Here is an 11,908-nt window from a genome sequence, read left to right as displayed (position 1 = left end):
CTTGAGTGTGTAACGCGTATCTATGAGTTCAGTCATGATCGAGAAGCAGGTCCTTCGCCTCGTTGAGTTTCGCGGCGAGAAAGCCGCTCCCTCCCTGGTCGGGATGGACGCGCTTCATAAGCCGGCGGTGCGCCGCGCGGATTTCCGCCTGGCCGGCGCCGGGCGCAAGCCCCAGAACCTGGTAGGCCTCCTCCTTGGTCATGGCGCCCGCGCCAGGCGCGGCTCCATGCCCCGCTGCAGCATCCGCCTCGAAGTCTACACGCCATCCGGGATGCCGGCGGTCGAGATAAGCTTCAAGTAAGGCTCGACTGTCGGGATCTCCCGACACCTCCCGCAGGAGCCCCTCCAGCTCCGCGACCGAAAACTCGGATAGCCGGCGCCCCTCATGGGTGCCGGCAAGAACCTCCCCCTCCATGTCGCCGCTGTCGTGATCGAGACGCATCTCGAGGAAGGCCGAGCGGACGACGGACACCTGCCCCCCGCCTCCGCCACTCCCCGCCGGCCGGAACCCCTTCGCCCGCCCGAGACCGAGCATCGCCAGCCCGGCGCCTCCGACGAGCATCGCCAGGTCGATCCGACGGACCCAGACCAGCACCCCCGCTCCGGCAAGCAGCGCCACCCCCGCACCGGTCTTGATCTGACGGGCAAGGCGCGCCGGATCGGCGCTGGTCATCGAGCTCGCGAACATGAAAAGCAGGCCGAGAACTGCCACGCCGAGCAGCAGAAACCCCATTGCGTCATCCCCTTGTTGATCAGGCAGGTAAAGGCGGCGGCACTATAGCCCAAGCCTGGGCGCCGGCCGCGCGGCAGGCGAGCGCCATGAATTATCTGACGTGACGCAGAAGCAGCCGGGCGCCGGCATCGCCGGTCTTTTCCAGCCGCGCAAGGCCATCGCGACCGCCCGCCGCATAGACCGCGGCGGCCTTCAGCAGCGAGGCCAGTTCGCCAGGAGACGACCCGTCGAGGCGGAAGTGGGCGCCTCCCGTCAACCGTGCGATCTCGCGAAACGCTGTTTCCGCCCCCGCCTCGCGCCCTTCCTGGAAGATGAAGGCCGGCACGCCCAGAACGCCCAGTTCCCCGGCGCGTGCGCAGAGCATGTCGACGTCCTCCTCCACGCAGTCGCCGACATAAACCAGCGCCTGCACCTTGCGGCGTCGGGTTTCGTCGATGGCGTGGCGCAGCACCTTGCGGATCTGCGTCTGCCCGCCCCGGCAGTCGATCCGGCTCATGAGCGCGGCCAGCGTCGGCCCGTCCTTCACCCATTTCGAGGCGGCGCAATCGCCGAAGCCGCGAAAATAGACGAGTTGCATGGCGAGATTGCCGACCCGGCCAGCCGCCTCGAACATCTCCGCCTGGATATGGCAGGCGCGGTCCCACGTCGGCTGGCGGCTCATGGTGGCGTCGAGCGCGATGACGAGCCGCCCGGCGGTGGCCAGTCCGCGGGTCTCGCGCGCGGCATCGAGAAAGGCCGAGACCTTACCGCTCGAGGTGGCCGAAACCGCCCCGCCCCGGCTCCCGCGGTCAAGCGGCCTTGCCGCGCCTCCGGTTTCGAGGCCCGTCCTTGCTCCGGTGCTGTCGTCGGTTTTCCCGGCCACCTGCCACTCCCCTGCAAGCTGGTTTCATCATTGAAATTTCATATGGCGTGCATTGCGGAAAATTCCAAACAATGGACGCGAAATGACGCTAGAACACTCGCCGGGTCAACGGGATGGGAGAAACGCCGCGATGACGACACCGAATGTGTACCGCACGGTCGACGACCTGCGCCAGGCGGTCGCGGCCGCACGCGCCCGGGGCGAGCGCATCGCGATGGTGCCGACGATGGGCGCGCTCCACGAAGGCCACCTGTCGCTCGTCCGGCAGGCGCGGGCCGAGGCCAGCTTCGTTGTTGTCTCGATCTTCGTCAATCCGACGCAATTCGCCCCGACCGAGGATTTCGACGCCTATCCGCGCGATGCGGACACCGACCTCGCGCTGCTTGCCGGAGAAGGCGTCGCCGGCGCCTTCATGCCCTCGGCGCGGGAAATGTATCCGCAAGGCTTCGCCACCAGCCTCGCTGTCGGCGGTCCGGCCGAGGGTCTGGAAAGCGCGACGCGCCCGCATTTCTTCGGCGGCGTCGCCCTTGTCGTCACCAAGCTGCTGCTCGCCGCCCTGCCCGACGTGGCTGTGTTCGGCGAGAAGGACTACCAGCAGCTCTGCGTGGTGCGCCGCTTCGTCCGCGATCTCCATATTCCCGTGGCGATCCTTGGCGGCGAAACGGTGCGCGAGGCGGACGGGCTCGCGATGTCATCGCGCAACCGCTACCTGGCGACCAGCGAGCGGGCCCGCGCCGCGGTGCTACCGAAGGTGCTGCGCGACGCGGTCGCCCGCCTCGAGGCCGGCGACGATGCCGGCGCGGTTCTCGCCAGCGGCGTCGACGCCCTGTCCTCCGGCGGCTTTGATGTCGATTATCTGGAGCTGCGCGCGGCGGAAACGCTGGCCCCGCTCGACGCGGACAGCCGCGACGCACGCCTTCTCGTCGCAGCCCGGCTCGGATCGACGCGGCTCATCGACAACATGGCCGTGACGCTTCCCGGCTGAAGCGGAGCGCATTCAGATCAGGCAGAGCTCGGCGAGTTCGCGGCGCATCGCCTCGGGAATATCGCCGCCGCCCTCGAGACGGGGGATGTCGGCGGGCGCATCCTCAGCCTTGAGATAGCGCCAGCCCTGGAAGGGGCGGCGCGGCTGCGGCCGTGTCTGATGCAGCACCGGCTCCAGCACCAGATGGCAGCGCTTGATACCCGAGGTGTCGGTGAAGGGACGCACCGCCAGCAGCTTCTGGCGGGCCTGTACCGCGCCCTTGATCACCCAGTAGAGCGAACCGCCGTCGAGCAGTTCCCCGGTTCTGGTCGGCGCCATGCGGGTCGTATGGGTCTGCTCCGCCGCCGCGCCGTTCTCCTTGAGTTCGGCGAGACGGAAGTCGATCCACGCCTGCAGGTCCTCGAAGGAATCGACACCGACGCACAGCTTGACGAGATGAAGGGTCATGCCCTCCGTTATAGGCCGGTCGCGCGCCGCGCAAAGCCGAAACCGCCGCATCTTTGCCCGCTATACACATCGTCGCGCGCCAATGCCGCTGCGGGCGCCGGGCCTCGGCCTTCGCCGGCGCGGGCGCACACGGGCTTGCGCGAATCGAAGATGCGGCCCTTCCTTGCTGCATGAAGGTATTTCTGACTGGCGGAACCGGAACGATCGGGCTGGCGGTGACCGCCGCTCTCATAGCCCGCGGCCATCGGGTGAGCGGACTTGCCCGCTCGCCGGAGGCTGGCGCGCGTCTGCGCTCGCACGGCGCCTCCGCCTGGTCGGGCGACATCGGCGAGCCGCGCGACTGGCTCGACGCCGCCTTGTCCTGCGATTGCCTCGTGCACCTGGCCAACAGTTTCGACGCGAGCGCCCATCGCGCCGAGCGCCGGCTCGTCGCCGCGCTGAAAGCCCTGCCGCCGAGAGCCGAACCGTTTCATCTGGTGACGACAGGCGGGGTCTGGCTCTATCCCGAGACGACGGGCGTCGCAGTGCGCGAGACGACGTCCTATGCCCCGCTCCCGGCCTTTGCCCATGTCGCCAACGCCATCCGCTCGCTTGCCTCCATGCGGCACCTGGCGCTGTCGGTCATCCACCCCGCGCTCGTCTGCTCCCGCGACGCCGGCCCGATCGCCGACATGCGCCGCGCGGCGGAAACCGGCCGCCCCTTCGCCACCCGCGCCGGTCGCGAGACCCTTTGGCCGCTGGTCGAGGTTGAAGATCTCGCCGACCTCTACGTGCGCGCCGTCGAGGCGCGGCGCTACCGCCTCACCGCCATCGGCTGCGCCGTCGAGGGCGTTCCCATGGAGCAATTGATGCGGCTCGTCTCCGACCGGACGGGGCTGCGGCTCGATCTCGAGCACCCGCAATGTCCGGCCTGCCTGCCCGCCGATCTCGACATCGAAGCCGGCTACGCCCGTTCGCAGCGGGCAAGCGGCGACGGCGCGCGCAAGCTTCTCGGCTGGCAGCCCCGTTTCACGGATGCCACCGCCCTGGTCGACGCGCTGCTGCCCGTCGCCGGATAGGCGCGGCCTCGTCGGCCGGCCCCTCCCCTGCTCCTAGTCCTCGTCGGCGAGCGTGGCGACGGCTGCGCCCTGGTCGACCTGCGCGCCCTCGGACACGAACACGGCCTCCACCGTGCCGTCGCGCGGAGCAAGGATGGCGTGCTCCATCTTCATGGCCTCGACCACCGCGATCCGCGCGCCCTTCGCCACCGTGTCGCCGGCCGCGACATCGACGGCGATGACCTTGCCGTGCATCGGCGCCTTGATCGCGGCAGCGCCGCCTTCCTCTTCCGCCACCCGCGCGAGCTGGTCGACAAGCGCCACCTTGACCGCGCGTCCGCCCTCCAGCGCATAGGCAATCGCGCCGGCGATCCTGACGTCGCCGCCCGTGCCGGCGCTCGCCCCCGCTCCAAGCGGCACCGCGCGCCCCTGTTCCCAGGCCACGGTCACGTCGCGCGGCTCGCCGTCGACCTCAACCTTGATGCCGACCTTGCGCGTGCCGGCAAGCTCGAAGGCATCGCAGACGCTGAAGGGATCGCTCCAGCCGCCGGCTTCGGCGGGCCCGCCGCGCCCCAGAAGCGCCGCTGCCGCCAGCGCCACCGTGCCGTCGGAAACGCCGCCTTGTGTCAGCTCCGCGATGTCACGGTCGATAAGGCCGGTATCGAAGCCTCCGGCGCGGACCTCCGCGTTGGCGACAAGCCTGGCAAGAAAAGCGAGATTGGTCTTCGGCCCGGCGATCCGCGCGGCGGAGAACTGGCGCGCCAACCGGTCGAGCGCAACCTCGCGTGTCGGCCCGTAGGCAATCACCTTGGCGATCATCGGGTCGTAGAAGGCCGAGATTTCCGCCCCCTGCTCGACGCCCGTGTCGATGCGAATGCCCTCGCTCTCGGGAAGGGCCAGGATGTCGAGCCGTCCGGTGGAGGGCAGGAAACCGGTGTCCGGGTCCTCCGCGTAGAGCCGCACCTCGACCGCGTGGCCGGAGAGCGGGATTTCGTCCTGCTCAAGCGGCAGCCCCTCGCCGGAGGCGATGCGGAACTGCCATTCGACAAGGTCCTGTCCGGTGACGAGTTCGGTGACCGGATGCTCGACCTGCAGGCGGGTGTTCATCTCCATGAACCAGAATCCGTCCGGGCGCAGCGAGCCGGAGCCGTCGGCGATGAACTCGATGGTGCCGGCGCCCGCATAGTTCACCGCCTTCGCGGCGGCGACCGCGGCCGCGCCCATGGCGGCACGGGTTTGCGCGTTCATGCCGGGGGCAGGTGCCTCTTCCAGCACCTTCTGGTGACGGCGTTGCGCCGAACAGTCGCGCTCGTACAGATGAACCGCATTGCCCTTGCCGTCGCCGAAGACCTGGATCTCGATGTGGCGCGGGTTGAGGACGAATTTCTCGATGAGAACGCGCGGATCGCCGAAGGCGGATTTCGCCTCGCGTTGCGCCGAGGCGAGCGCGGCGTCGAAATCGATGGCCTTGTCGACCCGGCGCATGCCCTTGCCGCCGCCGCCGGCCACCGCCTTGATCAGCACGGGATAGCCAACCTCATAGGCCTTGCGCTTGAGGAACTCCGCGTCCTGCTTCTCTCCGTGATAGCCAGGAACCACCGGCACGCCGGCCTTTTCCATCAGCCCCTTGGCGCCGTCCTTCAGGCCCATGGCGCGGATGGCCGAGGCGGACGGCCCGACGAAGACGATGCCCGCGGCGGCGCAGGCCTCCGCGAAATCGGCGTTTTCCGACAGGAAGCCGTAGCCCGGATGGATCGAGGCCGCCCCCGTCTGCTTCGCCGCCGCCAGGATCCGCTCGGCGACCAGATAGCTCTCCGCGCTCGGAGAAGGGCCGATCGGCACGGCCTCATCCGCCAGGCGCGTGTGCAACGCCCCCCGGTCAGCCTCGGAGTAGACGGCGATGGTGCGCAGGCCGAGACGGCGCGCGGTCTTGATGATGCGGCAGGCGATTTCTCCGCGATTGGCGATCAGCACCGAATCCAGCATGGAGACCCTCTTGTCGTTCGGACATTGGCAGGCGGCGGCACGCGGGAAACGGCTTCCCCGCGAAGGCGCATTCACATGCGGAAGACGCCGAAGCGCGTCTCCGGGATCGGCGCGTTGAGGCTCGCCGAAAGCGCCAGCGAGAGCACGCGGCGGGTTTCGCCCGGCAGGATGATGCCGTCGTCCCAAAGCCGCGCCGTGGCGTGGTAGGGATGGCCCTCGGCCTCGTATTTCTCGCGGATCGGCGCCTTGAAGGCCGCCTCTTCCTCCGTGCTCCAGGCGCCACCGTCCTTCTCGATGTTGTCGCGCTTGACGGTCGCAAGCACGCTCGCCGCCTGTTCTCCGCCCATCACCGAGATACGGGCATTGGGCCACATGAACAGGAAGCGCGGGCCGTAGGCACGGCCGCACATGCCATAGTTGCCCGCCCCGTAGGAGCCGCCGACGATGACGGTGATCTTCGGCACCTTGGCGCAGGCGACCGCCGTCACAAGCTTGGCGCCGTCCTTGGCGATGCCACCGGCTTCATGTTCGCGCCCGACCATGAAGCCGGTGATGTTCTGGAGGAACAGCAGCGGGATCTTGCGCTGGCAGCAAAGCTCGACGAAATGCGCGCCCTTGAGCGCCGATTCCGAGAACAGGATGCCGTTGTTGGCCAGAATGCCGACCGGCATTCCGTGGATGCGGGCAAAGCCGGTGACCAGCGTCGTGCCGTAGGTGGCCTTGAACTCGTCGAGTTCGGAGCCATCGACGAGACGGGCGATGACCTCGCGGATGTCATACTGTTTCTTCAGGTCAACCGGCACCACCGCATCGAAATCCGCCGGGTCGGCGTGTGGCGGTCGCGGCGCGCAAAGCGCCGGTGTCGGCGATTTCTCGCTGTTGAGATTGGCAAGGATGCGCCGCGCCTGGGCGAGTGCCTGGTCGTCGTCGAGCGCGTAGTGGTCGGCGACGCCCGAAACCCTGGCATGAACCTCGGCGCCGCCGAGATCCTCGGCCGAGACCTCCTCGCCGGTCGCCGCCTTCACCAGCGGAGGACCCGCCAGGAAGATCGTGCCCTGCCGCCGGACAATGATCGTCTCGTCGGACATCGCGGGCACATAGGCACCGCCGGCGGTGCATGACCCCATGACCACCGCGATTTGCGGAATGCCCATGGAGGACATGGTCGCCTGGTTGAAGAAGATGCGGCCGAAGTGGTCGCGGTCCGGAAAGACCTCGGTCTGGTTGGGCAGGTTGGCGCCGCCGGAATCGACCAGATAGATGCAGGGAAGCCGGTTCTCCATGGCGATTTCCTGCGCCCGGAGATGCTTCTTCACCGTCATCGGATAATAGGTGCCGCCCTTGATGGTGGCATCGTTGCACACGATCATGCAGTCGCGGCCCGAGACCCGGCCGATACCGGTGATCAGCCCCGCGCCGTGGATCGCGTCATCGTAGAGGCCGAGCGCCGCAAGCGCCCCGACCTCGAGAAACGGCGTGCCCGGATCGAGCAGCCGGGCCACCCGCTCCCTTGGCAGGAGCTTGCCGCGCGAGACGTGGCGTTCGCGCGCCCGCTCGTTTCCGCCCATCGCCGCCTCGGCGCGACGCGCCAGAAGGTCGTCGCGAAGCACCTCCCAGGCCGCGCGGTTGGCCTCGACCTCCGGCCCTTTCGTCGTCGCGTTGCTGCGCAGGATCGCCACCCGATCGCCTCCCCGGTTGCATCGTGCCAGAGCGCCGCCAACCGTGGCGCCACCCTTCACCCATCCTCTTCGTCGGGACAGTGAATTACGTTTACGTTCAAGTCAACATGATCTATTTTTGATATATATTTCATCCGCTTGATAAATATCAATCGACCTCGTCAGCAGCCACCACAAGCGTTTCTGCGGCCGCCGCCTCGCGCCATTCCCGCATGAAGGGGTGCTCCATGACGGCGTGCGCATAGGCGGCTTCCACCTCGCCGAGCGGCAGCCGGTAGGTCAGGAAGCGCGAGACGACAGGCGCGTAGAAGCAGTCGGCCGCGGAGAAGGCGCCGAAGAGAAAATCGCCGCCACCGCCGAAGCGCGCCCGGCAGTCGCGCCAGATCTCGCAGACCCGCGCGATATCGCGCGCCGCATCGGGCGCGCCCGGATGGACCGCCGGGGCCCGGCGCAGGTTCATCGGGTAATTCCCGCGCAGGTCGAAAAATCCGGAATGGAACTCCGCGACAACGGAGCGCGCCTGGGCACGCGCCGCCTTGTCCCGCGGCCACAGCCCGGCAGCCGGAAAGGTCTCGGCGAGATACTCGATGATGGCGAGCGAGTCCCAGATATGGGTCTCCCCGTCGATCAGCACCGGAACGCGCGCAGCGCGCGATATCTCCTTGATGCGGCTGTAGAACTCGGGCGTGTCGAGCGGCAGCAGCATGTCCTCGAAATCCGCTCCGCTGGCTCTGGCCGCAAGCCAGGCGCGCAGCGACCATGACGAATAGGTCCTGTTTCCGATCACCAGCTTCATGATCCCTCCTCACAGCTCCCCGTATTTTTAACCATCGACATCAGCGAATTGTTATTCTCGCCCTGCTAAACTGACTGAGAATTTCAAGTCATGTTTTCCAGTGTGTCATGATCCGATGCTTGTTTCTGTACTCAAAATCGCGGCTCTGGCGATCGTTCTCACAACGGGCCTTCACGGCCCGCACCCGGCCATTGCGCAAGCCGACGGTCGCGGCCGCGCGCCGGAAGCCTCCGACGAGGCCCCGGTCTTCGTCGTAGCCAACACGGCCACGATCAGGCGTGGTGAGGACGGCCTGATCGAGACCCGTGCCTCCGATTTCGACCAGCGTCTGGTGAGCATCGAGCGTTCCGGCGACTCCTTGCTGCTGAAACTGGACACCGTCATCCGCCTGTGGCGCATTCCCGACGGTCTGGCGCGGATCGAATGGCCCGTGCAGCCGGGCATCACCCTGTCGCGCGAGGACGCCATGGCCCTGGCGCGCGTGACCTCTCTCGCCGATGTCGACACCTGGGGTGCCCAGATCGACTGGCCCTCGCTCGGTCCCGTGACGCTGATCATGGTCGCCATCGGACCCGACCAGTTCGCCGGCCTGCTGTCGAGCGCGCCCTCCAATGTGAAGGTGCTCAGGCAGATGATTTTCCAGCGGGCCCGGCCGACCAGCAGCCGGCCGCGCTTCGATACGGCGGCCGACAACCCCTGCGGCGGCTGCTGAGGCACACCTGCCAGGCGGCCAGGATTCATCAGCCCGCCCGCGTCTCCTCGGCGCTCTCGACCGGACCGCCGGCCGCCTTCCAGGCCCCGAAGCCGCCGGCGATATGGGCGACCGGCGCAAGCCCCATTTCCTGCACCGCCCGTGTCGCCAGCGCCGACCGCCAGCCGGCCGCGCAAAAGAACACGAAGCGCTTGTCCTCGCCAAAGACCGGCTTGTGATACGGGCTGTCCGGATCGACCCAGAACTCCAGCATGCCGCGCGGCGCGTGCACTGCAGCAGGCACGCGGCCCTCGCGCGAAAGCTCGCGCACGTCGCGGATATCCACGAAGACGACATCGGGATCGCCGTGAAGGGCGATCGCCTCCTCGACGGACAGGGTCTCGATCGCGGCCGTGGCCTCGTCGACCAGCGCCTTGTAACCCTTGGTGATTTTTCCGCCCATCCGCGTCTCCTCCGCTCGCGTCCTCGCCGGCGGCAAGTGTTCCCGCCTCGGGCGGCCGGTGCAAGGGGAAATGACTGTCCCCGCCGGGCTGCCGTCGGGACAAAAGAAAAAGGGCGCGGATACCGCGCCCTTTTTCCTGAATTTCTGCCGTGCGGATCGCCTTTCATGGCGACCGGCCGAACCGCAATCCGTTCAGCCCATTGCCGCAACTGTGGCCGGAACCACATCGGCGCTGCCAAATACATAAAGCAGCGCCAATACGCCACCTGCCAGGAGAACGGCCCAAGCCGTTACACCCCAACAGGATTTTTGAGCCTGTTCGTCCATGGATGTCCTTTTGTCCGAAAATCGCGGCCCTGATAGCCCCCACGGCCGCCGTCGGTCCAGAGCGTGGATTTAACGATTTGGAAAGGACTTCGCAAGTGCAAAAAAAGAACGGGCTGCCGTGTGCGTCATGCATGGCAGCCCGGTGTGCATTTCGGGCGAACCCGACGACAAAATTACGCAATCCTGCAAGCCGACGAAGCAATCTTGTCGCCACGAGGCGCGCGCCGCATCAGGCGATGGAGCGGGACGCCTCCCGGAGCTTGATCGTCGCCTCCTGCACCCGGCCCGTCTCCTCGGACAGGCCGCGCATGTTTCCAGTGATGGCGGAGACGCCGACGGAGGCCTGCTGCATGTTGCCGGAGATCTCGCGGGTCACCGAGGACTGCTCCTCGATCGCCCCGGCGATACCGGCGGAAATGTCGCTGATCTGCTGGATGATCTCCATGACCGAGCGAATGGAGTTTTCCGCCAGGCTGGAGCCCGACTGAACCGACAAGATCTGCCCGTTGATATCCTCGGTCGCCTTCGCCGTCTGGCCGGCCAGGTTCTTCACCTCGCTGGCGACAACCGCGAACCCCCTGCCGGCTTCGCCGGCGCGGGCCGCCTCGATGGTGGCGTTGAGGGCCAGAAGGTTGGTCTGGCCGGCGATGTTCTCGATCAGCTCGAGCACGTCGCCGATCTTCTGAGCATCGCGGGCAAGGCCCGACATCACCGACGAGGACTGCTGCGCCTCGTTGACGGCACGTCCGGCGATCTCCATCGCCTGCTTGACCTGGCGCGCGATCTCGTCGATCGACGACACCAGCTCTTCGGCAGCCGCGGCCACGGCCTGGACATTGGAGGACGTCTGCACCGACGAGGCGGAAGCGTTGGCGGCCTGCGAATTCGCCTCGACCATGGAGCGGGCGACGCTGTCGAGATCGCGGTCGATCTCGCGCTGGACGGCCTCGCGGTGCATGCGCCGCTTCACCTGCTCGGTCCGGTCGGTGGCGAATTTCACCACCTTCAACGGCTTGCCATCCTCGTCGAGGATCGGGTTGTAGGTGGCCTGGATGTAAACCTCCACGCCGCCCTTGCCGAGACGGAGGAACTCGCCCGAGTGATACTGGCCCGACCGCAGCTTGTCCCAGAACTCGCGGTACTCGCGGCTGGCGCGGTATTCGGCGCCGAGGAAGATATCGTGCTTGCGGCCCTTGACCTCGTCGAGCCGGTAGCCGAGCGCTGCCAGGAAGTTCTCATTGGCATCGAGAATGGTGCCGTCCATCGCGAAGCTGATGATGGCCTGCGAGCGATTGATGGCGGCAACCTGACCGTCGAGGTCCATGTTGCGGTGCTTCTCGTTGGTGATGTCGGTGGCGAATTTCACCACCCGCACAACCTTGCCGGCGCTGTCGAGGACCGGATTGTAGGACGCCTGCAACCAGATTTCCTTGCCGTCCTTGCCGATGCGGCGGAACTCGCGCGCCTGATAGTCGCCGCGCACCAGCGCCGCCCAGAACGCGCGGTATTCCGCGCTGTCTCGCTCAACCGGCCGCACGAACATGCTGTGATGCTTGCCGCGGATATCCTCGAGACGGTAGCCCATGGTCGCCAGAAACGCGTCGTTGGCATCGATGATCGTGCCGTCCGGCTTGAATTCGATGATCGCCTGCGACCGGCCGAGTGCCTCGAGAAGCGCCTTGTTCTTGTCATACAGCATTGAAATTCCACGCATCTCGCAAGCTCTCCTGTTCTCGCGGCGTCCGCCAACAAGATACGCGGAAGAAATTTCCGCTACGTTAATTTTCCAATGCAACTCCCATTTACGGAGTACTGCTTATTGGAAGTTTTCGCAGGCTTGGCGCCTGCTTCCGGAGGCTATCGCCTCTGGACAACAAGTGAGGTTCGAGTTCCGCACAAACG

11 protein-coding genes are annotated in these 11,908 nt (G+C 66.9%); 3 read left to right on the top strand and 8 right to left on the bottom strand.

Features of this window, described 5'->3' with window-relative positions; translation table 11 throughout:
• Positions 1–28 precede the first annotated feature (28 nt).
• Together ACSLUQ_RS03975 and ACSLUQ_RS03970 are read right to left on the bottom strand one after the other, a co-directional pair.
• Complete coding sequence (locus tag ACSLUQ_RS03975) at positions 29–733, bottom strand: DnaJ domain-containing protein (RefSeq protein ID WP_461807752.1); 705 nt, start codon at positions 731–733, stop codon at positions 29–31.
• A gap of 91 nt (positions 734–824) precedes the next feature.
• On the bottom strand, positions 825–1,595 hold the full coding sequence (locus tag ACSLUQ_RS03970) for a VWA domain-containing protein (protein ID WP_461807751.1): 771 nt from the start codon (positions 1,593–1,595) through the stop codon (positions 825–827).
• A gap of 130 nt (positions 1,596–1,725) precedes the next feature.
• On the opposite strand from ACSLUQ_RS03970, the gene panC reads away from it, so the two are divergent.
• Positions 1,726–2,580 (top strand): pantoate--beta-alanine ligase, encoded by an 855-nt coding sequence (panC, locus tag ACSLUQ_RS03965; RefSeq protein ID WP_417773990.1) that lies wholly within the window; start codon positions 1,726–1,728, stop codon positions 2,578–2,580.
• Positions 2,581–2,592: 12 nt separating this feature from the next.
• Here the strand turns inward: panC and ACSLUQ_RS03960 are convergent, their stop codons facing one another.
• Positions 2,593–3,027, bottom strand: a complete 435-nt coding sequence (locus ACSLUQ_RS03960; RefSeq protein ID WP_417773991.1) for a DUF1489 family protein — start codon at positions 3,025–3,027, stop codon at positions 2,593–2,595.
• A gap of 170 nt (positions 3,028–3,197) precedes the next feature.
• On the opposite strand from ACSLUQ_RS03960, the gene ACSLUQ_RS03955 reads away from it, so the two are divergent.
• Complete coding sequence (locus tag ACSLUQ_RS03955; protein ID WP_461807750.1) at positions 3,198–4,085, top strand: NAD-dependent epimerase/dehydratase family protein; 888 nt, start codon at positions 3,198–3,200, stop codon at positions 4,083–4,085.
• Positions 4,086–4,118: 33 nt separating this feature from the next.
• Here the strand turns inward: ACSLUQ_RS03955 and ACSLUQ_RS03950 are convergent, their stop codons facing one another.
• The 3 genes from ACSLUQ_RS03950 to ACSLUQ_RS03940 form a co-directional block, all read right to left on the bottom strand.
• Positions 4,119–6,050, bottom strand: coding sequence for an acetyl/propionyl/methylcrotonyl-CoA carboxylase subunit alpha (locus tag ACSLUQ_RS03950; protein ID WP_417773993.1), 1,932 nt, complete (start codon positions 6,048–6,050; stop codon positions 4,119–4,121).
• Between the two features lie 71 nt (positions 6,051–6,121).
• Positions 6,122–7,729: a carboxyl transferase domain-containing protein gene (locus ACSLUQ_RS03945; protein ID WP_461807749.1), complete on the bottom strand. Its 1,608-nt coding sequence runs from the start codon at positions 7,727–7,729 to the stop codon at positions 6,122–6,124.
• 148 nt (positions 7,730–7,877) lie between these two features.
• The gene (locus ACSLUQ_RS03940; protein ID WP_461807748.1) at positions 7,878–8,525 is read right to left on the bottom strand and encodes a glutathione S-transferase family protein; all 648 of its coding nucleotides are present in this window, start codon (positions 8,523–8,525) and stop codon (positions 7,878–7,880) included.
• A 115-nt stretch (positions 8,526–8,640) separates the two neighbouring features.
• On the opposite strand from ACSLUQ_RS03940, the gene ACSLUQ_RS03935 reads away from it, so the two are divergent.
• Positions 8,641–9,237 carry a hypothetical protein gene (locus ACSLUQ_RS03935; protein WP_461807747.1) on the top strand — a complete coding sequence of 199 codons (597 nt, stop codon included), beginning with the start codon at positions 8,641–8,643 and terminating at the stop codon, positions 9,235–9,237.
• 28 nt (positions 9,238–9,265) lie between these two features.
• Here the strand turns inward: ACSLUQ_RS03935 and ACSLUQ_RS03930 are convergent, their stop codons facing one another.
• Both ACSLUQ_RS03930 and ACSLUQ_RS03925 read right to left on the bottom strand, forming a co-directional pair.
• On the bottom strand, positions 9,266–9,679 hold the full coding sequence (locus ACSLUQ_RS03930) for a rhodanese-like domain-containing protein (protein WP_417773997.1): 414 nt from the start codon (positions 9,677–9,679) through the stop codon (positions 9,266–9,268).
• 556 nt (positions 9,680–10,235) lie between these two features.
• Positions 10,236–11,720, bottom strand: coding sequence for a methyl-accepting chemotaxis protein (locus ACSLUQ_RS03925; protein WP_461807746.1), 1,485 nt, complete (start codon positions 11,718–11,720; stop codon positions 10,236–10,238).
• Positions 11,721–11,908: the final 188 nt, after the last annotated feature.

It is taken from the genome of Stappia sp. ICDLI1TA098 (genome assembly GCF_054880955.1).
The sequence above is the reverse complement of the archived record's forward strand: the minus strand, read 5'-3'. Positions and strand labels throughout refer to the sequence as shown.

Bases quoted from the DNA above. Each gene is read 5' to 3' on its own strand.
- ACSLUQ_RS03925 (WP_461807746.1), bottom strand. From the start codon at position 11,720: ATGCGTGGAATTTCAATGCTGTATGACAAGAACAAGGCGCTTCTCGAG.
- panC (WP_417773990.1), top strand. From the start codon at position 1,726: ATGACGACACCGAATGTGTACCGCACGGTCGACGACCTGCGCCAGGCG.
- ACSLUQ_RS03940 (WP_461807748.1), bottom strand. From the start codon at position 8,525: ATGAAGCTGGTGATCGGAAACAGGACCTATTCGTCATGGTCGCTGCGC.
- ACSLUQ_RS03955 (WP_461807750.1), top strand. From the start codon at position 3,198: ATGAAGGTATTTCTGACTGGCGGAACCGGAACGATCGGGCTGGCGGTG.
- ACSLUQ_RS03950 (WP_417773993.1), bottom strand. From the start codon at position 6,050: ATGCTGGATTCGGTGCTGATCGCCAATCGCGGAGAAATCGCCTGCCGC.
- ACSLUQ_RS03960 (WP_417773991.1), bottom strand. From the start codon at position 3,027: ATGACCCTTCATCTCGTCAAGCTGTGCGTCGGTGTCGATTCCTTCGAG.
- ACSLUQ_RS03975 (WP_461807752.1), bottom strand. From the start codon at position 733: ATGGGGTTTCTGCTGCTCGGCGTGGCAGTTCTCGGCCTGCTTTTCATG.
- ACSLUQ_RS03930 (WP_417773997.1), bottom strand. From the start codon at position 9,679: ATGGGCGGAAAAATCACCAAGGGTTACAAGGCGCTGGTCGACGAGGCC.
- ACSLUQ_RS03935 (WP_461807747.1), top strand. From the start codon at position 8,641: ATGCTTGTTTCTGTACTCAAAATCGCGGCTCTGGCGATCGTTCTCACA.